The organism is Paenibacillus sp. FSL H7-0943, assembly GCF_037963265.1.
GTDB classification, from domain to species: domain Bacteria; phylum Bacillota; class Bacilli; order Paenibacillales; family Paenibacillaceae; genus Paenibacillus_AQ; species Paenibacillus_AQ odorifer.
The window spans coordinates 1,591,089-1,612,174 of record NZ_CP150148.1 but is presented as its reverse complement, the minus strand read 5'-3'; the positions used below and the strand labels follow the sequence as shown (position 1 = coordinate 1,612,174).

The 21,086-nt window shown below is 46.2% G+C and carries 15 protein-coding genes and 1 pseudogene; 2 read left to right on the top strand and 14 right to left on the bottom strand.

The window, feature by feature from the left end; all coding sequences use genetic code 11:
• Positions 1-35 precede the first annotated feature (35 nt).
• From NSQ55_RS07060 to NSQ55_RS07045, 4 genes and pseudogenes are all read right to left on the bottom strand, one after another.
• Positions 36-668 (bottom strand): carbohydrate-binding family 9-like protein, encoded by a 633-nt coding sequence (locus tag NSQ55_RS07060; protein WP_076098916.1) that lies wholly within the window; start codon positions 666-668, stop codon positions 36-38.
• Positions 669-1,157: 489 nt separating this feature from the next.
• Positions 1,158-1,772: a Gfo/Idh/MocA family oxidoreductase gene (locus tag NSQ55_RS07055; protein WP_249267684.1), complete on the bottom strand. Its 615-nt coding sequence runs from the start codon at positions 1,770-1,772 to the stop codon at positions 1,158-1,160.
• A gap of 256 nt (positions 1,773-2,028) precedes the next feature.
• Entirely contained in the window at positions 2,029-2,187 is a 159-nt protein-coding gene (locus NSQ55_RS07050) for a hypothetical protein (RefSeq protein ID WP_248547758.1), read from the bottom strand.
• A gap of 377 nt (positions 2,188-2,564) precedes the next feature.
• Positions 2,565-2,824, bottom strand: a pseudogene (locus NSQ55_RS07045) (sigma factor); the annotation flags it as partial.
• Positions 2,825-3,128: 304 nt separating this feature from the next.
• On the opposite strand from NSQ55_RS07045, the gene NSQ55_RS07040 reads away from it, so the two are divergent.
• Positions 3,129-4,094, top strand: a complete 966-nt coding sequence (locus NSQ55_RS07040) for a nitronate monooxygenase (RefSeq protein WP_339172217.1) — start codon at positions 3,129-3,131, stop codon at positions 4,092-4,094.
• Between the two features lie 427 nt (positions 4,095-4,521).
• Here the strand turns inward: NSQ55_RS07040 and sigK (NSQ55_RS07035) are convergent, their stop codons facing one another.
• Both sigK (NSQ55_RS07035) and NSQ55_RS07030 read right to left on the bottom strand, forming a co-directional pair.
• Entirely contained in the window at positions 4,522-5,049 is a 528-nt protein-coding gene (gene sigK / locus NSQ55_RS07035; protein ID WP_339172215.1) for an RNA polymerase sporulation sigma factor SigK, read from the bottom strand.
• A 95-nt stretch (positions 5,050-5,144) separates the two neighbouring features.
• Entirely contained in the window at positions 5,145-5,390 is a 246-nt protein-coding gene (locus NSQ55_RS07030; protein WP_076302154.1) for a hypothetical protein, read from the bottom strand.
• A gap of 513 nt (positions 5,391-5,903) precedes the next feature.
• Between NSQ55_RS07030 and NSQ55_RS07025 the strand changes: the two genes are divergently transcribed.
• A complete protein-coding gene (locus tag NSQ55_RS07025) occupies positions 5,904-9,062 on the top strand; it encodes an amidase family protein (RefSeq protein ID WP_339172212.1) in 3,159 nt (1,052 codons plus the stop codon).
• Between the two features lie 219 nt (positions 9,063-9,281).
• Here the strand turns inward: NSQ55_RS07025 and sigK (NSQ55_RS07020) are convergent, their stop codons facing one another.
• The 8 genes from sigK (NSQ55_RS07020) to NSQ55_RS06985 all read right to left on the bottom strand — a co-directional run bounded on the left by sigK (NSQ55_RS07020) (position 9,282) and on the right by NSQ55_RS06985 (position 21,043).
• Complete coding sequence (sigK, locus tag NSQ55_RS07020) at positions 9,282-9,839, bottom strand: RNA polymerase sporulation sigma factor SigK (RefSeq protein WP_339174427.1); 558 nt, start codon at positions 9,837-9,839, stop codon at positions 9,282-9,284.
• Positions 9,840-9,911: 72 nt separating this feature from the next.
• Positions 9,912-11,480, bottom strand: coding sequence for a hypothetical protein (locus NSQ55_RS07015; protein ID WP_175617412.1), 1,569 nt, complete (start codon positions 11,478-11,480; stop codon positions 9,912-9,914).
• Between the two features lie 68 nt (positions 11,481-11,548).
• The gene (locus NSQ55_RS07010) at positions 11,549-13,681 is read right to left on the bottom strand and encodes a collagen-like protein (RefSeq protein ID WP_339172209.1); all 2,133 of its coding nucleotides are present in this window, start codon (positions 13,679-13,681) and stop codon (positions 11,549-11,551) included.
• 349 nt (positions 13,682-14,030) lie between these two features.
• On the bottom strand, positions 14,031-14,732 hold the full coding sequence (sigK, locus tag NSQ55_RS07005) for an RNA polymerase sporulation sigma factor SigK (RefSeq protein WP_036675850.1): 702 nt from the start codon (positions 14,730-14,732) through the stop codon (positions 14,031-14,033).
• Between the two features lie 207 nt (positions 14,733-14,939).
• Positions 14,940-16,799 (bottom strand): DUF2264 domain-containing protein, encoded by a 1,860-nt coding sequence (locus NSQ55_RS07000; protein ID WP_339172206.1) that lies wholly within the window; start codon positions 16,797-16,799, stop codon positions 14,940-14,942.
• Positions 16,800-16,809: 10 nt separating this feature from the next.
• Positions 16,810-17,946 carry a glycoside hydrolase family 88 protein gene (locus NSQ55_RS06995; RefSeq protein ID WP_339172204.1) on the bottom strand — a complete coding sequence of 379 codons (1,137 nt, stop codon included), beginning with the start codon at positions 17,944-17,946 and terminating at the stop codon, positions 16,810-16,812.
• A 72-nt stretch (positions 17,947-18,018) separates the two neighbouring features.
• Positions 18,019-19,827, bottom strand: a complete 1,809-nt coding sequence (locus NSQ55_RS06990) for a hypothetical protein (protein ID WP_339172202.1) — start codon at positions 19,825-19,827, stop codon at positions 18,019-18,021.
• Positions 19,828-19,900: 73 nt separating this feature from the next.
• Positions 19,901-21,043: a DUF2264 domain-containing protein gene (locus NSQ55_RS06985; RefSeq protein ID WP_339172200.1), complete on the bottom strand. Its 1,143-nt coding sequence runs from the start codon at positions 21,041-21,043 to the stop codon at positions 19,901-19,903.
• Positions 21,044-21,086 lie beyond the last annotated feature (43 nt).

The following is a 21,086-nucleotide window of genomic DNA, read 5'->3' as shown; positions in this document are numbered from 1 at the left end:
GCTTTGGAAGTTATTCATTAACCTGCATTTCGCAGTTACTCTAAGTACAGAATCCCAAAATCACAGCTTCTATGAAATTCTGGTTTGTTCGAATGAACTTTGCTCCATGTTCCAAAGTGCGGATAAACCGTTTCATCGCCGCACTTGTAAAAGTTTCCTCTTATCCTTTTTCCCGGCACTGCCCGAAAATCCGAAAAATAAGATTGTACCCATGCCCATGAGATCGAAAAGCTTAATTCCCAATACGCTTCCCCTTTATCATTAATCTGATCCGTGGTGGATAGGACTTGGAAAAGTGCTGGATTGATAGTGATTGGGAAGCGATCATACCGATCCGCTCCTATCTGCAAGAGAATTGCGCCATTCGCATTAAATTCGAAATTCATATAGCGCTGGTCCGAATCCGGAGTAGGTTGAAAAAAGAACTCGATGCAGCTATCCTTATACACAGGATCATTCATGTTTCTATATGTTCGTATTGGATTCTGTTCGTAAACCTTAAACTGAAGCTTCAGATCCTCCTGACTGTAATTTAATCTTGCTGTAACGACCGGGTTATATCCTTTAAGCCATTGATACTGTTTAATGATCTGGAAATCTTCTGTAACTGAAACATCCGTCTGATTTATCAGGCGGGAAATCACTAAGGTTTCTAATTTTCTTTCCATGGTTCATTCCCTTCGGTTGGAAATCCCACTAGGCTAACACAGCAAAACAACCCTATTAATTAACTTGATTATTTAGACCCGCGACTTACCGGTTTTCCAATACGCAGTCTCGATCCCCGAAATTTCGCACGGCCGTCTGCCGTTACCTGTATTGGCGGATGATGGAACTGCACACTCTATATCCCCTCGGGCGCATCCCCCACTTCCCGATCGATGGTCAGATCCCCCCGTATCCGTTCTCCTGCAATGCGTCGAAATCTACCTTCACCTCGCCGAATGGAACCTCCCGGAATATGGCTCCGGAGCTTACTAGCCCTGCAATCCGTTGATGATCCAGCGGGTGGTACCCGACGGCACCGTATACATCCCTCAGTTCGACTGACTGATGTCGGCTGCCGTACTTTGCATGGGTGTGGACAATTTATTCCTCAGCAGGTGTACACCATGCACCGGTTCATCCCCTGTTACCATCACCATGTTGGTCAACCCTTATTTCGCGCAAGGTAACGTAATTCCTTCATGGATCGCCCGGTCGGCTAAGAGAGCGATCTCCATCGCCCGGCAGGCTTCCTCCATTGCCGGTATAGGGGGCAAGTTGTTCTCCAGCATGGACAGGAAATAGTCCAGCTGGGCACCCGTAGGCTTTACGGAGAAGTCCATATTGATCTGCCGGACCGCTCCTTTCTGGTAGTCTTCGACCTCGATCAGATTCCCCAGATGCTGATCCTCTCGCGGTCGTTCGTTCTTGTATATGATGCGAATCCGGCCTGCCGGTCCGATAAATTCCTTCCGGTTATCAGTCGGAAGCCCCTTGCCCCACCCTGTCTCAAAGTAGCCGATGGAGCCGTCCGACAGACGGAGGGTCATGAGTCCGTAATTGTAAGTATACGGCGGGACTTCTTCGTAGAGACGCTGCCCGATCCCATTGACGCTTACTACGTCCGCCCCTGTAGCCCAACGCATCACATCGATATAATGGACGCCGCAATCCACGATCGGCGAGACGTCCCGGAGCAGGGATAAGTGGGAAGCCCAATTTTTGGAGGGCTTCAATTGGGATAGCCGGATCACCAAAGGGAAGCCGATGGCGCCCTCCCGGATCATCTTCATAACCGCCTGGTACGTAGTGTTATGGCGAAGGATGTGACCGATCAGCACCTTGGTTTTAGCTCCACGGGCCAGCTTCATGAATTCCTGTGTTTCCCGTGCATTGCCCGCCATCGGCTTCTCGCATAGGATATGCTTCCCTGCAGCGAGACAATCTTTTGCGATCCCCAGATGGGAGGACGGGTACGTGGCGATAATGACCAGATCCACATCATCACGCTCTATCAAGACCCGGTAATCCGTGCTCCAACACTCAGCTCCGTATTGGCTTGCCACTAAGGAGGCCCTGTCCCGGTTCCAATCCGCCACGCCGATCAACCGGACCCGCACCTGTCGTGATATCGCGTCCAAGTGGAGAGAGCCCATATAACCGCAGCCTATCACGACCGCCCCGTACCTTTTCATGATGCATCCATCCTATCCTTCTCACTCGCAGAGGTTATTTTATGTTGATCCAAGCTCCTTGTTATGATACCTTGTCACCTTTATTATATAAGAATGATGGATATTTTTATTTAGCAAAGAAAGTTACTTTTTGCACGATTCCGTTATTCCTTCTAATTCTATGTAGGGGAAGGGCTCGGTTCATAGGTTCTTTCTTCTATCGCTTGCCGCAAGGTCTGCCATTTTTGTACGATGTATGCGGAACTTCAACCCTATAGATCGCCAATGCTGGGCGCACATAAAAAAGCAACTCCCTTTTTGCAAGTCGCTTTTAAAACACTCTATAGTGAATCTTAAGTTATTATCTAATATCCTCACCGCTTCACCTTATAAAACTCATGATACAGCTTCAGAGCCAAGGATATCGATAAGTGTAATTTCATTACCTTCCTTGTCTGTCCCAATCGGATCGTGCAGAGATACGTCTTTACGTGTTTTCTTGAGCGAACGCAGGTGCAACAGGATTTCGTTTTCAATACAACGAGCAGCAAATGTGGCTAGTTTGGTTCCTTTGTTCGGATGATAGCTCTCGATGGCTTTAATCAAGCCAATGGTTCCATGGAGATTAAGTCCTCCATGTCTTCTCCGGCATTATCGAATTTTTGAGGTTGTGGACACGATACGATGTCAAAATCCACTTTCTTGATAGAAAAGCGTTGATAGAAGTATGAAGGTTTTACCGGATGGATGGCTCTTTTTTTGTTATTCATTGTCCTTTTTTTTAATAGTCACTTCGTTTTCTTAAATTTTCACTTGATATCAACAACTTAACAGTTGAAAGACATGATATTTAACATAGTTTGAGCATGTTTACAGTCACATCCAGGAAAGAATTAGCTGTGTTACGATATATCTTATTACTCTAGAGGAGTATTAATAATGTCAACAACTTGCAAAAGAGGTGTGTAATTGAAACTTCCAACAATCCAATTCGGACATATTAAATCGAGAGTTCCTGTTATTCAAGGTGGAATGGGTGTAGGCATATCCTTAAGTGGACTAGCCGCTGCTGTAGCTAATGCAGGCGGGATCGGCACCATCTCTGGTACAGGGATCACTCCTGATGAGCTGAGAATGCATATTCGCAAAACAAGAGAACTCTCTAAAGGAAATGGCTACATCGGTGTGAATGTACTATTCGCAGTGAAGGACTTTGCCGAAAAAATGAAGATTGCTTTGGAGGAAAAGGTTGACTTTATTATTTCCGGAGCCGGAATCTCTAGAGATATTTATGCTTGGGGTAAAGAATATGGTACTCCTGTCGTAACTATTGTTTCATCCGCCAAATTAGCCCGAATTTCCGAAAGACTTGGTGCCTCCGCAGTCGTTGTGGAAGGGTTCGAAGCTGGAGGCCATTTAGGTACAGACAGATCCATGTTTGATATCCTTCCTGAAGTCTTAGAGGCCGTTTCGATTCCTGTTATTGCTGCGGGTGGAATTCTAACAGGGGATGATATCGCAAAAGCCCTTCGGATCGGCGCATCTGGTGTTCAAATGGGTACCCGTTTTGTGGCTAGCCTTGAGTGTGATGCTCCCTTAGCCTTCAAGCAAAAGTATGTAGATGCTCAGCAAGGAGATACTGTCCTAATCAAGTCTACTGTGGGTCTAGAAGGTAGAGCGATTCGGAATGAATTTACGGACCGGATCAGTGATGATGCCAAATTAAAGATAGTCAAATGCTATAATTGTCTAAAGGTTTGTTCACATCGCTTCTGTACAATGGAATCCCTGCTCACTTCCCTTAGAGGAGATGTTAAGAACGGATTGGTTTTTGCTGGGTCCAGAGTTCATGAGATTAAAGAGATTTTGTCCGTACAGCAGATTATCGACAATTTAATGGATGAGTATCAAGGGGCATTTAACCCGACAACTTAAGGTTGTTATAAGATTCAAAAGCACGATTAACCACTTAAGCAAGCTTGGGATTTCCGAGCATAAGTGGTTTTTTTATTTCGCTTGATACTCAAATTTAGTTATATTTAATAAGCTTTTGTGTTGTATTTAACTAAAGATTTCCGTACCTTTCTTTTTAATTGCAACAATAGCTAAATATCTTCACAGCCAAAATGCAATATGCCCAATCCCCAGGATAATCGCAAAAGATGACTGGATATATGTACTCTTCAGAGCACCACTTAACAATTTGCTCTCTCCCTTTCTCATGTATTTTTATGAGTTGGTTTAATACAAAAATTCGCTGAACTATATCTTCTCTAAAAAATTCTAATATGGTCCTTGAAGCTTTCTATGTATGCCGGTTAACGGATACTACCTTGTGATTATGAGTTTACCGCTTAGCCTTTTAAAACTCATGATAAAGCTTCATGAGCGCCCTCTTCTCTATCCTCGAAAAATAACTCCGCGAGATCCCCAACTCCTTAGCAATCTCCCGCTGTGTCCTCTCTTCTCCACCTGTATCCAGCCCAAACCTACCCACCACAACTTCTTTCTCCCGGTCATCCAGAATATCTAGGTTGCGATATATCTTACTCTTTTCGATCTTCAGATCGACTTCTTTAATGACATCATCAGCTTCAGAGCCAAGAATATCGATAAGTGTAATTTCATTACCTTCTTTGTCCGTCCCAATTGGATCATGCAGGGATACGTCTTTACGTGTTTTCTTGAGCGAACGCAGGTGCATCAGGATTTCGTTTTCAATACAACGTGCTGCAAATGTGGCTAGCTTTGTTCCTTTGTTTGGACGATAGCTCTCAATAGCTTTTATCAGGCCGATGGTGCCAATGGAGATCAGATCCTCCATGTCTTCCCCAGTGTTATCGAATTTCTTGAGGTTATGGACACGATGTGATGGCAAAAAATAAACCAATTACGATCGATTCTGATTCGAATTGGTTTCCTTTTGCATATTAAATTTAATTTGTAGTTTCCGATTGATTTTTTGTGTACATCCTGGTAATCCATTTAAATAACAATTACTTGATCAATCAACTCTAAGTGAGATATCAGATTATTCATACTTGCTAAATTGCGTCTAACAATATCCTCGGTTTCAATATGATAGCCACCGTTTTTCACACGTAGAACAATACATTCAATATTTAGCCGAACATCTGCTAATCCCGCATAAAACACAATAATTTCAAAGCCTTGTTCCTTTGCATCCCTCATCTGCCTTATAACGTTATCACCCGCTAAAATGGTTTCCACAATGAAATCCCACTTATTCCAGATACACTACCTGGCTATTCTTATGGCTTCTTTCCCAGCAGAAACTTTACTCTTTTCAGGATGCCCATTAGTGATCTTGCGGCTATGCATCTGGAATCATCAGTGATTCTGTTTTATGCCATGCTCCGATATAGAATCTTCCACTTTCATGAAATGAAAAACATAATATTCTCCGTTAATTTTTAGCTGTTCCTTTTCTTTTTGATTTCGTCAAATTCACATAAAGATAAGTGAAATTCAAGGTTTTTGGTGATGCAGCCAAATGATGATACTCAATATCCTATGGATTCTCAAAAAACTATCATAAATTGTAATCTATTTAATACTATACTTTACATATACATTACATAAAATAATTAAAAGAGCCGGTTTTTCCTTTTCACAAACTCAAAATATATTAAATTCATAATATTCATTGACTGAAACAAATACTAGTGTTATATTTCCTAACATTAAATAATAAAATACATACAGGAAAAGGAGATTACGCACATGAATAAGTTCAAACGTCTACGTGAAACTAAAAGAGAGCATTCTGGTTCCACCCGATCTGAATATTCACCAGCAAAAAAAAATTGGAGTAAAAAGCAATTTATAGCTACTTCAATTGTGTTATCTGTTATTGCTACGAGTGTAATTCCGTTCCAAACAGCTGACGCTTTAACTAGAGTTACTTCAGAAAGTGGCACAGTATGGGAGATTCACGATGTTTTTGCTCCTAGCTTAGACACAGGAAGTTTACGTACAGTTGGTTCTACACAAGTACAAGGTTTCGGCAATATCTTTGTTAAAGTGTCCTCGCCTTCAGCTCCGCTGATGAATGGTCAAATGATGCGTGGGTTTGACTTGAAATATGACGGCGTTAATAAGTTTACTTCGGCTCAATCTGTAAATCTAGGAAATGTAACTGTAACACGTGAGGTGTATGTGGATACTATTCATAATCGAACGAGATTCTTTGATACTTTCACTAATAAAAATGATGTGGCAATAAAAGTTGATGTATCATTCGGTGGCTCTTTAGGATATGGTACAACAACAAATGCTTCAGTAGTTAAGGCAACCTATTCAGGCGATCTAAAGGTAACTACAGATGATTCATGGATTGTTGTAGATAGTAGCGCCAAAAACAATAAGCCGTTAGGCGTTGCAGTGGGATCTCCAAAGCCGTTTGATAATGGATTAACCGGTCTAGGTAATCAGCAACAGGATCCATTCACAATACCATTAGCTGAGTATGGAAATGAAGCGAATTTCTATGGGTTCATTAATTCACTAAATATTGGCCCGGGCGAATCGAAATCCCTAGTAAATTATGTACAAGTTGGAGAAGCTGGTGAAGAAGGGTTGAAAAATCTGGTTGCTATGCTAGATGGACTTAATAGTCTTCTGGATGTAACAGGATTAACAAACGCACAAATTCGGTCAATTAGCAACTGGGATATATCTGCTATAGAGGGACTTGATACTGGAGATCATCTGGTTATACCAAATGCTCCTGCGCCTAAAGAATTAGTAACTTCATCGCCGTATGATGTTAAGAATAAATCAATTGCAGAAATGCAACAGGATATGATTACTGGCAAAACTACCTCTGTACAAATTACTCAAGCCTATTTAGATAGAATCAAGGTATACGATGAGGGACAATTGGGATTCCATGCATTCCTGCATGTATCTGAAACTGCGCTTAACCAAGCAAAAGCTGCTGACGATGCCCGTGCCCAAGGTGTAAAAGGTGATTTATTGGGTATTCCAATTGCGATAAAAGATATTTATGATACAAAGGATATGCCTACTACCGGTGGCAGTAAAGCTCTTGAAGGCTGGCAGCCTGATTCTGATGCATTCCAAGTGAAAAAACTGCGGGAAGCTGGAGCTGTAATTATTGGTAAAGTAAATACTTCTGAGTTTGCTAACAGCGGAAGTTTTAGTGAAAGCGGCTGGCAGCAAACATGGAATGCACTCTATCCATCGAAAACATCTTTTGGCTCAAGCGGCGGGTCTGCAGTATCTGTTGCAGCTGATTTTGCAGCAGCAGCAATGGGATCGCAAACAGGGGTATCTCTCTATGCACCAACTACAGGCGCTAGCTTAAAAAGCTTCCGGGGTACAGACGGTATGGCAAGTACTACAGGTGTACTGCCACTCACTTGGGGACAAGATTATGCAGGTCCCATTGCTAAAACAGTAACTGACCTAGCTATTATATTGAATGCTACAACGGGTACGGACCCACAGGATATTTTCACAGTCACTGCTGATGCAGATCATAAGCGTCCAGTGGATTGGAAGGAATCTCTGGATGTTAATGCATTGAAAGGAAAGAAAATTGGATACATTCCTGCATCCTTTGTATCTGCATATGCTGATGATGATACTGGACAGGCAGTGATGGATAAGTTCTCAGAGCTTCAAGCAGCGGGTGCGACTATGGTTGAAATGTCAGCTGTACCATCAGGCCCTAGTCGTCCTTCAGGTATTAATGGATCTACTGAAGGTTGGGCACGTTATATTGAGTTGCATAAGGACTTCCCTTATATTGATGGAGCAAGTGTACTAGCTTCAGATAAAGTGCTTATCTATAATCAAAGAGGATATAGTACCCCAACTCGTATGACTGAACAGGCTGTACAAGATTACATTAAGTATAGAACTGACTATAAGGATGTTATTAAAAGCTGGATGGACGCGAATGGCGTTGATGCTGTTGTTTATGCAGGTTTTATTAGTGACGTATATAACAATGACGCAGCAGCTTCTCAATTAAGTTCAGACCGTAACACAGGCGTATTAACCTCTACTATGGGTCTACCTACGGTAGTTGTTCCTGTAGGAACGAATGACAGCGGATATTCTATCTCTATGCAACTGGTTGGTAGAGCATGGGACGATGCAAAAGTTTTAGGCATGAGCTACGCTCTTGAGCAACAAAGTCAAGCTAGACTACTTACAACATTTGCTCCAGCACTTCAATACGTTTCAAACTCTACTAATCCTGATCCAAACACAGATAATGGACCACCCCATCCAAATACTGGAGGAGGTACGGTGACACCTCCAGCAATAACAACGCCTATAGAAACACCGTCACCTGCAGAAACAATAATACCAGCAGATAAACCGAAAGTTGTTAGTTTTGTAGATACAATGAATCATTGGGCAAAAACAAGCATTGACGCACTAATTGCTAAGGGATTATTGACGGGGTATTCCGATGGAACATTCCGCCCAAATTCAGGTTTGACTCGTGCCGAAGCAATTAAAGTAATTGCAACTTATATGGGACTTGAAGGACAAGAAAGTAACTTTATAGATGTATCTCCAACTCATTGGGCGAATAAGTTTATTGGTGCAGCTGCTAGATCAGGCTTGATGAACGGATATAGCGACGGAAGCTTCCGTCCAAATGAGAAGATTAGCCGTAGTGAATTAGCGGTACTAATCACTCGAGCTTTTAAGCTAACTGGTACTGGAAACACATCATTCAAAGATGTTACAAGAAATGCATGGTATTATGATTCCGTCGATGCACTCGCATCCAATAATATTATTACAGGATACGCAGACAGTACATTTAAGCCTGAAAAAGATATTACTAGAGCAGAGTTTGCAGCAATTGTTTCCAGATTACTAGAAACTACTAATTAAAAGAAATTCAATTAAAAATGACAGAGTACTCGAGTAACCACGTTTACAGGAAGGGCCATCCCGAAAGGGATGGCCTTATAACTTGCCGTTACAGATAGTGCGATGAACCGTATCATAAGTAGGGCTAACCCTATCCACACAAAAAACGACTCATCCGTAGACAAGTCGCTTTTCAAGTTTTATTATTAATGGATTATTACTGTGTAATTGTCATCAGTCTCACCGCTTAGCCTTATAAAACTCATGATACAGCTTCATGAGCGCCCTTTTTTCTATCCTCGAAACATAACTCCGCGAAATGCCAAGCTCCTTAGCAATCTCCCGCTGCGTCCGCTCTTCCCCGCCTGTATCCAATCCAAACCGCCCAACCACAACTTCTTTTTCCCGGTCATCAAGAATATCAAGATTACGATAAATCTTACTCTTCTCGATCTTCAAATCCACTTCTTTAATAACATCATCCGCTTCCGAACCAAGGATATCGATGAGAGTAATTTCATTACCTTCTTTGTCCGTCCCAATTGGATCATGCAGGGATACGTCTTTACGTGTTTTCTTGAGCGAACGCAGGTGCAACAGGATTTCGTTTTCAATACAACGAGCAGCAATTGTGGCTAGTTTGGTTCCTTTGTTCGGACGATAGCTCTCAATAGCTTTTATCAGGCCGATGGTGCCGATGGAGATCAGATCCTCCATGTCTTCCCCAGTGTTATCGAATTTCTTGAGGTTGTGGACACGATACGATGTCAAATTATTACGCGATTCTGTGCTTAAGATTTATTTAGATATCCGCCAAGTTAGTCTCCATCTTTTCATTGCAACCTAACCAGATAAAGATGGCATCATTAATTACCATTCTTCTGTAAGGCTAAAAGTAGCAGTAACAGAATTAGTAGCGCCGCTTAAATTTGCTACAGCCAGTGAGACAAATTCATTATCAGGCAATTGGAAATCCAATAATGAAGCAGATGCTGAAATTCGAGCCATACCTCCAGCTCCAGCTGCTAACCCTTGTAATAGGACCTGACCGCCTGATATTGTCGTTAGAGTATTATTAACTAGAAGAGCGGTCTCTGAAGAGGGGATATTAGTAGTCACAGTTGGGAAGTTTGTAAAAGCTCCATCAATCGTTCCACCGAGTATGAGTTGATAGTAAATATCTTCGGAAGTTACAAGATCAATCGCTTCGAGTTTTACACTGACTGAATTTGCTCTACTTGAACCTGGCGGGAAAATCTCCTTTCTTTGAAAGGACAAAACAGGTGTAAGGGTTCCTGACGCAGTTACTGTTCTTCTTTCGGAAGTTACCCTGAAGACTGGATTATATTTGCCTAAAATACTATATTGTCTTCCTCCAACAAATAAATTGAGTTCAGCTGCTGTGCCATTATTAAATATTTCTGCACGCAGGGGAAGATTAGGATCAGCAAGACTTGTCTGCCCGCTAGGTGAGAACCGGTGAACTGTAATTACTTCTTGTGCTAAAGTCGTAGCATTGGGAAGCACTACTCTAAATTCAATGACTCCATACCCATACCAAGTAAATACCATTTGAAAAATGTTACCTTCCGATAAATTAAGCGTTATCCCGCTTGGCCCCGTTCCATCTAATTTATCTGCGTTCCAGGATGTTTGAGGAATTACAGTGTCAACACTTGCTCTTCGAATTGCTACAAATATTCCATTCGCTACACTCTGACCAAAGAATAAGCCATTTTGATCGTCAAAAGCACCCCATCTCACCACTTGGCTTCCTGTCGGCGCAACCGGTAAACGGATGCCTATACCTGCTTCGGCAGCTAGACCTGATTCATACCTTCCTCTCTCCGAACTTTGGAGGATGGCAATATCTCCGCCCGATGCTGTCGTAGTTAACTGAAACTCCGTGTTGGTATTTCCAACTGTAGCACTGCCCAGTGTGGCAACAACGTCTCTTAGATTAGATAATCCATATACCGAGGTCAGTTCAATAATCGGGGTTTTTTCACTTGTTCTTAATTCGCTAAATTGAGAGCTAACATTTGGCCCTACTCCCACTATGGTTGCATTAGGATCGATAGTACTTGTTGCTTCTAGCAATTCTGAAGATACGATACGGTGAGGTGTTACAAGTTGCCCTGAAGCATTTTTCCCCCAAACGGACATTTCAATTTGATCTTCTGCTACACCGCTGGTTGTAAAGATAAACTCAAAGGCACTAAAGTTCGCATAATAATTCTTCGTTACTACCTCATTTGGGCTTATAATAATTGTTTCGAGTATATATAACGTTCTGGTCCCGTTTAGGTAGTATCCCTGGATCATGATGCTCGCATTATTGACTGAATCACGATTTTCGATTTTAACGGTCAATTGTTGTGTTGGGCTTTCACCACTGACCTGATTATTTTCAATCGGTCCGGTTGATAGGATAGCCATATCTTCGATTCTCCTTTGCCTCAAAATTTTGGATACAGTAAATCAAAATTCCAATCCATTTCACTATTTTACTGAACCTGAATTATTGAAACAGAACCATCCGTAAATGTAGTTGTTGCTGACCCATTATATAGAAAATCTAACGTAATAGCAGTTGAGGTAGTGTCCACTAAGAACGTACCAGATACGCTCACATTAGCATCTACAGTTCCAGTAACTGATCTGCCTGAAAAACGACTTTGAAATACTAGATTTAATCTTGGTGTAACAGTAACATTTCCATTTACTGAACTAGTTGCCCTGAAAGTAAAAGAAATTAAATAAATGTGTCCTATGGCCAGTACAAAGGTCGTATTTGACGGATGCAAAATATTAGCGCCATTAATGAATGAGGTCGCATACGAAATTGCCGTCCCATTTACTACTGATGCTACATTAACAGTAAATAGTCCGTTTTGTAATGTGCCACCTGTTCCGGTTGCACCGGTGACACCTGTCGCTCCGGTGAAGCCGGTAGCTCCTGTGGCTCCTGTTGCACCGGTAACGCCGGTAGCCCCTGTGGCTCCTGTTGCTCCGGTAACGCCGGTAGCTCCTGTGGCTCCTGTTGCTCCGGTAACACCGGTAGCTCCTGTGGCTCCTGTTGCTCCGGTAACGCCGGTAGCTCCTGTGGCTCCTGTTGCTCCGGTAACGCCGGTAGCTCCTGTGGCTCCTGTTGCTCCGGTAACGCCGGTTATACCTGTCGCTCCGGTGACGCCTGTAGCTCCCGTTGCCCCGGTTATACCTGTCGCTCCGGTGACGCCAGTAGCTCCCGTTGCCCCTGTTTCACCCGTCGCTCCGGTGACGCCGGTGGTTCCTGTTTCACCCGTGGCTCCGGTTACTCCCGTGGCTCCGGTAGCCCCAGTTGCCCCGGTGGCACCTATTTCACCCGTCGCTCCGGTGACGCCGGTAGCTCCCGTTGCCCCGGTTTCACCCGTCGCTCCGGTGACGCCAGTAGCTCCCGTTGCCCCTGTTTCACCCGTCGCTCCGGTGACGCCAGTAGCTCCCGTTGCCCCGGTTTCACCCGTCGCTCCGGTGACGCCGGTGGTTCCTGTTTCACCCGTGGTTCCTGTTTCACCCGTGGCTCCGGTTACTCCCGTGGCTCCGGTAGCCCCCGTTGCCCCGGTGGCACCTATTTCACCCGTCGCTCCGGTGACGCCGGTAGCTCCCGTTGCCCCGGTTTCACCCGTCGCTCCGGTGACGCCAGTAGCTCCCGTTGCCCCGGTTTCACCCGTCGCTCCGGTGATCCCGGTAGCCCCCGTGGCTCCCGTTTCACCTGTTGCTCCGGTGACGCCGGTAGCTCCCGTTGCCCCTGTTTCACCCGTCGCTCCGGTGATCCCGGTAGCCCCCGTGGCTCCCGTTTCACCTGTTGCTCCGGTGACACCGGTAGCTCCCGTTGCCCCTGTTTCACCTGTCGCTCCGGTGACGCCAGTAGCTCCCGTTGCCCCTGTTTCACCCGTCGCTCCGGTGATCCCGGTAGCCCCCGTGGCTCCCGTCTCACCTGTTGCTCCGGTGACGCCGGTAGCTCCCGTTGCCCAGGTTTCACCCGTCGCTCCGGTGACGCCAGTAGCTCCCGTTGCCCCTGTTTCACCCGTCGCTCCGGTGATCCCGGTAGCCCCCGTTGCCCCTGTTTCACCTGTCGCTCCGGTGACGCCGGTGGTCCCTGTTTCACCCGTGGCTCCGGTTACTCCCGTGGCTCCGGTAGCCCCCGTTGCCCCGGTGGCACCTATTTCACCCGTCGCTCCGGTCGCTCCTGTTATTCCGGTCACTCCTGTGGTCCCTGTTTCACCCGTGGCTCCGGTTACTCCTGTGCTTGCTCCTAACAATTCAGAAGATACGATTCGATGAGGAGTTACAAGTTGTCCCGCGGCATTTTTTCCCCAAACTGAAATTTCAATTTGTTGTTCTGCTAAACCGGTCGTTGTGAAGACAAACTCAAAAGCATCTAGGTCTGCAAAATAATCCATTGTTATTGCTTCATTTGGATTTAAACTAATTAATTCAAGTACATATAAAGCTCTCATTCCGCTTAGATAGAAACCCTGAATCAAAATACTTGCAACATTAACAGAGTCAGTATTATCAGCTTTAATGGTCAGCTGTTGTGTTGGCCTTACACCACTGACCAAATTATTTTCTATCGGTCCAGTTGATAGAATAGCCATTTACTTGGTCCCTCCTTCTCAAAGGTATGTAGAGTTCATGTTCTACATAGAGTATTCAAATTTTATCTCAAGGTGTGGACACTAGGTTCGAGTACAATTTTCTATTCCCACAAAAATATTACTACCCTGATTAAACTATATAGACTGAACTCATATAATTGAGAACCGACCAATCGGGTAAAAGACGAGAAACTTCTGAATCATGGACACAAAATGATAGTGCAAACAGGGTGACATGATCGTTATCCTTTCTAAATGCATGTTTATTAAAAGAAAAAGCAACTTATCCGCAGACAAGTCGCTTTATAAAAGCTCTATTGTTAACAAATAACGCATTGTGACTTTAAATTTATCTTTTCGCCTTATAAAACTCATGATACAGCTTCATCAGTGCCCTTTTCTCTATCCGCGATACATAGCTGCGACTGATTCCAAGCTCCTTAGCAATCTCCCGCTGTGTCCGCTCTTCTCCACCTGTATCCAATCCAAACCGCCCCACGACAACTTCTTTTTCCCGGTCATCCAGAATATCAAGGTTACGATAAATCTTACTCTTTTCGATCTTCAGATCTACTTCTTTAATGACATCATCCGCTTCCGAACCGAGGATATCAATGAGTGTAATTTCATTACCTTCTTTGTCAGTCCCAATTGGGTCGTGCAGAGATACATCTTTACGAGTTTTCTTCAAGGATCTTAGGTGCATCAGAATTTCGTTTTCGATACATCTGGCAGCAAAAGTGGCTAGCTTTGTGCCTTTGTTCGGGCGATAGCTCTCGATAGCTTTAATCAGGCCGATGGTGCCGATGGAGATCAGATCCTCCATGTCTTCTCCGGTGTTATCGAATTTTTTCACTATATGGGCAACGAGCCGCAAATTATGCTCAATCAACAAATTGCGGGCCTTGGCATCTCCCTCAGCCATCATCCCTAAGTATCGGCTTTCCTCCTGCTCCGAGAGCGGTTGTGGAAATGCATTATTCCTTACGTATGATACCAGCAGCGTCAGTTCTTTGATCAGCAACGCAATCGTGCTTAAGAATCCAGGCAACTTGGCGACACCTCCCGCACTTGTACAATGAAACCGATCTGTTTGCCTTACGGGTTCATGGTCATCCTTATTGTATGTGGGCGTGCGCCTAGAAGTGCCTGTACGGGGGAAATTGTACAACCACAGAAATTTATTTTTCATACGAGAAATCAGTCATACTCTACTCAATTACTTGTCTTTTTAACACAATGTTGTTAGCGGTAATTCTCACTCTCTTCTGATAATAAATTCCGCTTCACTAGACGTAAGAACCTTTATGATGTCCTTATCAAAAGTAACCTTCAAAATAGACTCAGGTGATTGTTCAAGAATACCACCGCAAGAATCTCCCGACGGATCACCGTATACAGCCGAAGCCAGCCAGTGGATTCCAGGCTCAAGGAAAGTCGTCAGTGTAGGCAAAACAGTCCGGGGATGAAGCAGGTTTGTGTTGGCATTAGGCCAAATTAGCTCAGCCTTTTCATAGCCGATCAAACCCTTGACTCCGCTTGTTCCCCATGCTGTAGATACTGCGGCGGTTGTAAGGCCGATCTGCTGTTCCACCCCCGCTTCCTGACCAAGTGCGAAGCCGCCCTCTGCAGCGTCCAACGGTCGTCCGGTCTCGATCCGGTGTATCCGAATATGCCAGGGCAGCCCAGCAACGATCCAGGTCCGAACCTCCACATTAGTCCATGGCTTCCAGACGGAGTACAGCACATTGTCCACAATTTTTGACTCCATATTCCGCCGTCTGACCCGATACAAGTTGTCCCCGCTCTCACTTAGAGCGAGCATGGAATCAAATGCCCCTTGAGACAATCCCCATTCGGAGCGGGGTACGCTGAACCCGAAGCCTGTTGAGTATACGAATTTCTCATACTTGGCAGACGTGTGGGTATGCTCATTCGTATATAGATGACCACTGTTGAAGGCAGCCACATGGCCGGAAGCAGGTTCGCGGACAATGACAAGATGCGCAGGTTTCTGGACTATAACTGCAGGAATATCCGGCAGCGGCAGTTCCTCTTCTTTCCAGAATGGATGCTCCGCGCTGAGAGCCAATGGCAGGAATGTCTTTAACGCCCAGTAGGGCGAACCGGGAGCGTTATAATTCTCCGCCATGACCAAGTTGGGGTAGGTATAACCAATCGTCAGAACGCCTCCGGCATCAAAGATCGGTTGGCTGAACCACCAGCGCAAATTGCGCAGTACTAATCCTTTGACCACACCTACAGGGAATACTTCAACGCCTGCATAGACGAGTGCGCTCCAGAAAGCAGACTGGGCAAAGCGGTAGGTTAAGCTCCTTCCATAAGGAAGGGCAGATCCGTCCGGAGCGAACCAGCCCAAGAATTCGGTGGCAAAAAGCCGGGCCCGTTCTTTGAACACCTGTGAACGTTCCGGGTCCTCCTGTTCCATCAGCTTCGCGTACAGTAACGCATAGTAATGGATGGCAAAAGGAACATAATAATCGCTATGCCCGTTAATTCCATCACTGTACCAGCCATCACCCAGATAAAAATCATCCATTCGCTTCAGATTGTTCTCTAGCTGCTCCGCGTCGTAGGGTCGGCCGATTCTGCGGAATCCGACATTAACTAGCACGTTGAAGAACAGCCAGTTGCAGTCATAGCAAGGATGGGAATTAATCTGATTCAGCCAGCTGTACAATTGCTCCTGTTCCTTCTGGGTAAGTGGTGACCAGATCTGTTCAGGAATGGCGGCTAAGGCGAAACCGAAGACCGCCATCTCTACCAGACGCTGGTCATAATCTTGAACTTCACCCCAGTATTCTTCATGGGCAGGATCCGTGCCGTGGCGTATGCCATCCAGCACAGTATCCCAAAGCCCGTTTTCTCCGCCTCCCATGAGCAGGGGCACTAAGCCCCACAATACCCGGGAGAAACCTTCCATTTCTGCAGTTGCTGCTGAATAGCTGGCTCCTGTTCCGCCGATTGCCAGCCGTGCGCCGCCTCTGCTGTAGAGCGGCCGAAGCGGATCTGTAAGCTGTTCAAGAGCAGAGACCAGATCCTCCCGGGTCTTTAGCGGATTTTTAGCAATAGTCGTAAAAGTCTTTTCAGTCTGCATTATATGCCCCCTATTCCCAGTAGAACGGTCCGGCATCTTTTAGCCGGGCTAGCGCTTCGACATAGAAGAAATCACCATAGATAAGCGGAACATCTATATTCCGATCTTCAGGATAGTTACTCGTACCATGAAGCAGCAATCCTTCTTCTTCTGCATTGTCCCAAGTTCCATAATTCCGATAAAGGGATTCAGTAATTCTTATAGCCCCGTTCCGATACACATGAGCCTCCGAGTCGTCCACCTGGCTAGCCAGCAGGAGCAAGCCACTCGCTGCACAGGAACCAGCAGAGCTATCACGAATCTCGCCAACTTCACCGGGAGCACGGAAATCCCAATGTGGAACGTGATCTTCGGGCAGACGGGTCAAGAAGAAATGCGCGACCTGCTTGGATGCATTGAGGTAACTCTGTTTGCCCGTATGATGATAGGCCAATGACAGTCCGTAGAGCGCCCAGGCTGCCCCGCGCGACCAAGCCGACTCGGGCGCATAACCTTGCCCGCCAAGCTTTTCAACCACTTCGCCCGATTCCGGGTTGAATTTGACGATGTGATAAACCGAACCATCCGGCCGGATGAAGTGCTCCAGCACCGTATCCATATGCGCCTCAGCGATATGCCGATAACGTGGATCCCCTGTTACTTCGGAGGCCCAAAAAAGCAGGCTGGTATTCATGCAGCAATCGATAATGGCTACCCCGCTGTTATCCTCGCCTTCACTCCATGGATTCCAGGCCCGGATGTAGCGTCCTTTCAGATTGAAGCGGGCCGCCAGATAGTTGGCTGCCTTCAACGCCCGGACTCGTGATGCTTCTCTGCCCGTGAGCTTGTAGTTCGCAACACTGGTCAACAGCCACATAAAACCTAGGTCATGGTCCAGCTTCACATAACCATCCAGCACCTCGTCAAGCCGTTCCTCACACTGCTCAGCAATCGCTTTCAAATCCTCATCACCACTCTCAGCATAGAGCTGCCAGAGCATTCCCGGCCAAAAGCCAGCCGTCCACCAGTTTGGTGCTTCAAGCACGTATTTGCCGCCTTGACTGGCATGGGGGAATTCTGCACCGATTCTCCGGCTGTTCGTTCTAGTCTTCTCCAAGGCTTTGCCCCAAGCCTCGTCTACCCAAGCTTGCTTTACTAATCTACTCATCTAAATCCCGCCTTTATTCGAATTAGCCTCTACCCTCTGATAGAGGATTTTTTATAAGCTCAGACCCATCTTTTATAGAAATTGAAAAGTGAATGCCAGTTTGCCCACCGCGCCAAGCTGAAGCACATGGAAGTCCAGACTATACCAGAGCTTCTCCATGCCAAAATGATCCCGGTACATATGCACAGTAATCTCCGGCTCAACTTTCAGCGAATCGTATGTCACTTCAACGCCGCGAGCCGTAGTCCCCGGCAGCAGCAAGGTACCCGGATGAAGGAGCTTAGGCTCACGCCAGGTGACAAACCGCTCCGTCCAGCTCGCCGGAATTCCCGCATACCGGTAAGTGTCTGTCAGCTCCAGCCGTGGACATTCCTCTTTATGCCAGACGAACGAACGGATTAAGGACTGTAGTCCTGTTACCTGATACGCCTGTGTCAGATCCAATGTCAGCTCATCATTCTCCTCCGCCGATGCATGCAGCACTGTGGAGCTGAACTCCCGACCGGCCAGCTGATACTGGCCATCAATGATCGGCAGCGAATGGCCCTGCGATCCATTGCAGTCATACTGGTAACGGCCAGCCCCAAAATAATCAGCGGTATACTCTCCGCTTCCAAGATCGGATGCGTAGATCTCTCCCCGGCCGCTCAGAATGAAATGTCCCAGATCATTATGGTTATGCGGTTCAGCATTGTGCCCGCCCTTGGCTGCGAATCCGAATGAACCCGCCTCTGACACATAACGCGAGACAAGCCAAGCGGCATCAGGGAGATAATAGCTGGCGGCTTGCCAAGCTTCGTCCTCCTTGCCAGCCCTGGTCCAGATCAGATTGCGGAAAGCCGGTGCAAAGCGGCTGCAATGATCTTCAGTGTAAGGAGCGCGCAAAGCGGATGGGGGGCGTTCGACATCCGTACAGACTTCCGCCAGATAATGAGACAATCCCATATGTACTAGCACCTGAGGCACTGAATCAGAGAAATTGGCTACATGACTTCCGTCAATGAAACATTTTTGTTGGAAGCGCGCGATTTGTGCTACCTTCTTTTGCTTGAACCAGTCCAGTCTGCCTGTGCTTCTGGAGCAGAGCAGATCGCTATAATAAGTGAAATAACCAAACCCATAATTCCAGTACCCAAGGCCTTCCAGACAGGCACCGTCCTCACCGAACCCTTCCAGGTAATACAACATGGCGCGCTCTGTCCTCAGCAGAATATCCGCAAGCATGGCTGGGTCCTCCACAGACAGCAAGGCAGCAGCCCCGATTGATCCCGCACAGACCGCTGCCCAATTATGCCGCGCTGTCTCCCAATCATAAGGACCATTTTCAAGAAATGGACGAAACAGTCTCCGCTCTACTTCATGGTGGATTCGGGATCTCAGAAGCTGCGAAAGTCGTTCCCCGAGCAAAAGTAAAACTTCACTTAAAGTAAATCCGGTCTCGGAAGAAAACAGATCAATATACCGGTTGATATCAGCTGCATTATGATCCGCTGGGAGGTGGGCCGGAAGACACCAGGTGTACTCATCGCATATAGCCCAGAGGATGTCCTCCAGCTTCTCCAGTACTTCCGGATGTTCCGGCTCCAGCAAAGCCAGAAATACATAAGTATTCAGCCTTCTTCTCCGTTCAAAATAAACCCGTTCATATTCCAGCCTCGAACCCGTACGCGAATAAATGGAAAATAACGTATACGACAGTTCAGGTATAGATTGCCCGTCCAGCCTTACCGCCTCCGCGCGGATCTCGCTGATATCTGCCTGTAGTACTCCTGATGATAACGCCCGTTTCCAAAAAGCAGCCGCATCCCCCTTTGGATAATACAAGCTCAGATCGACTGGCTTCATTTCATGCACTATTTCCAAAAGCATCTGTTTATTCATGCCTTTTTTCCTCCTTATAGGTCAGTCAGATCCGCGAAGCATCTTATTCATCACTAATATGGCTGAATACTTTTTATTCCAAGGCATGATCTCTCAAAACATTCTCACCGGCTGCAATTTTTAGTGAAGTCCATTTCATCTCTTCCCCTGACCAGAATGGATCAGAAGGGAGCAGCCCCAGCGGGAGGAATACGGAGGCGCATAAATAAAGACTGCCTGTATTGATATAGCTCTCCGCAAGCTCCGGCTGATAACCGTATACCCCCGGACGTAGCCATCCGGACTCATCAAGCGTACCCGGATATTCCATAATTCGCGTAATCACAGCTGTCAAAGCGCAGCGTACCTGTGCAGGAGGCAATGCTTCCTCCAAAAAATGCTGCAGCGCCGCCTGCGACAGCAGTTGAAATGCCCCAAAACGGTAAACGATCGAACGCCCGATAAAGGGAAAGGTTCCATCCGGTGCAATGATCCGTTCGAGAACAGTAGCGTATCGCTGTGCCCGTTGTTGAATCAGCGGTTTCAATGCGGAATATTGCTCAGACTCCTGTTCAAAAAGTGCTACCACATCCACCAGCATCGGCTGAATAACAAAGCTGTTGTAATAATCCCAGTGAAAGTCCTTGCCATCCCCGTAAACTCCGTCGCCCTTATACCAATCCATGAACATATGGACCGCATAACCAACGCGCATCCGGTCATATTCAGGATCGCCGAGTATATACAAAGCGGCTTCCACCATCGCGCTGAACAGCAGCCAGTTGCTGCCGCTTGGCGCTGTCCGGCGTGTCTGCTTCAGCGCTGTTATTACATTGCCTTTGACCCGCGCACTCAGCTTGCCGGCAAGCTGCTTTGGCGCACGCACCAGCGCGTGTGCCAAGAATGCCGCATCAACCAGCGGTTGGCCTTCAGTCTTGAATTCCATATAGTCAGGTGAATTCGGATCAACAGCGGCATCAATGGCTTCCAGCATTAGCCCGGCATAACGGGCTCTAAACTGTTCTTCCTCACCCTCAAGTCCCTCTAGCTCAAGCCAAGGGGCCATTCCGCATGCCAATCTCGCAAAAGCCTCCAAATGGGCAAACTGGCTCCGGTCACTATGAAACTTAGTAGGCAACTGTTCCTTTAATTTCCGCTCAGCCAAAGCATTCAGCACAGGCCCCCCGATCAGCAGCATTGTATCCAGCCAGTATTTACGCTGTTCCTTCCCATTCATGCACAATTCCACCCTTTCAATTGCATCTAATCAGCTACAGCTA

Coding starts and splice junctions, on each gene's coding strand:
- NSQ55_RS07060 (WP_076098916.1), bottom strand. CDS start 668: ATGGAAAGAAAATTAGAAACCTTAGTGATTTCCCGCCTGATAAATCAG.
- NSQ55_RS07055 (WP_249267684.1), bottom strand. CDS start 1,772: ATGATCCGGGAGGGCGCCATCGGCTTCCCTTTGGTGATCCGGCTATCC.
- NSQ55_RS07050 (WP_248547758.1), bottom strand. CDS start 2,187: ATGCATCATGAAAAGGTACGGGGCGGTCGTGATAGGCTGCGGTTATAT.
- NSQ55_RS07025 (WP_339172212.1), top strand. CDS start 5,904: ATGAATAAGTTCAAACGTCTACGTGAAACTAAAAGAGAGCATTCTGGT.
- NSQ55_RS07015 (WP_175617412.1), bottom strand. CDS start 11,480: ATGGCTATCCTATCAACCGGACCGATTGAAAATAATCAGGTCAGTGGT.
- NSQ55_RS07010 (WP_339172209.1), bottom strand. CDS start 13,681: ATGGCTATTCTATCAACTGGACCGATAGAAAATAATTTGGTCAGTGGT.
- NSQ55_RS07000 (WP_339172206.1), bottom strand. CDS start 16,799: ATGCAGACTGAAAAGACTTTTACGACTATTGCTAAAAATCCGCTAAAG.
- NSQ55_RS06995 (WP_339172204.1), bottom strand. CDS start 17,946: ATGAGTAGATTAGTAAAGCAAGCTTGGGTAGACGAGGCTTGGGGCAAA.
- NSQ55_RS06990 (WP_339172202.1), bottom strand. CDS start 19,827: ATGAATAAACAGATGCTTTTGGAAATAGTGCATGAAATGAAGCCAGTC.
- NSQ55_RS06985 (WP_339172200.1), bottom strand. CDS start 21,043: ATGAATGGGAAGGAACAGCGTAAATACTGGCTGGATACAATGCTGCTG.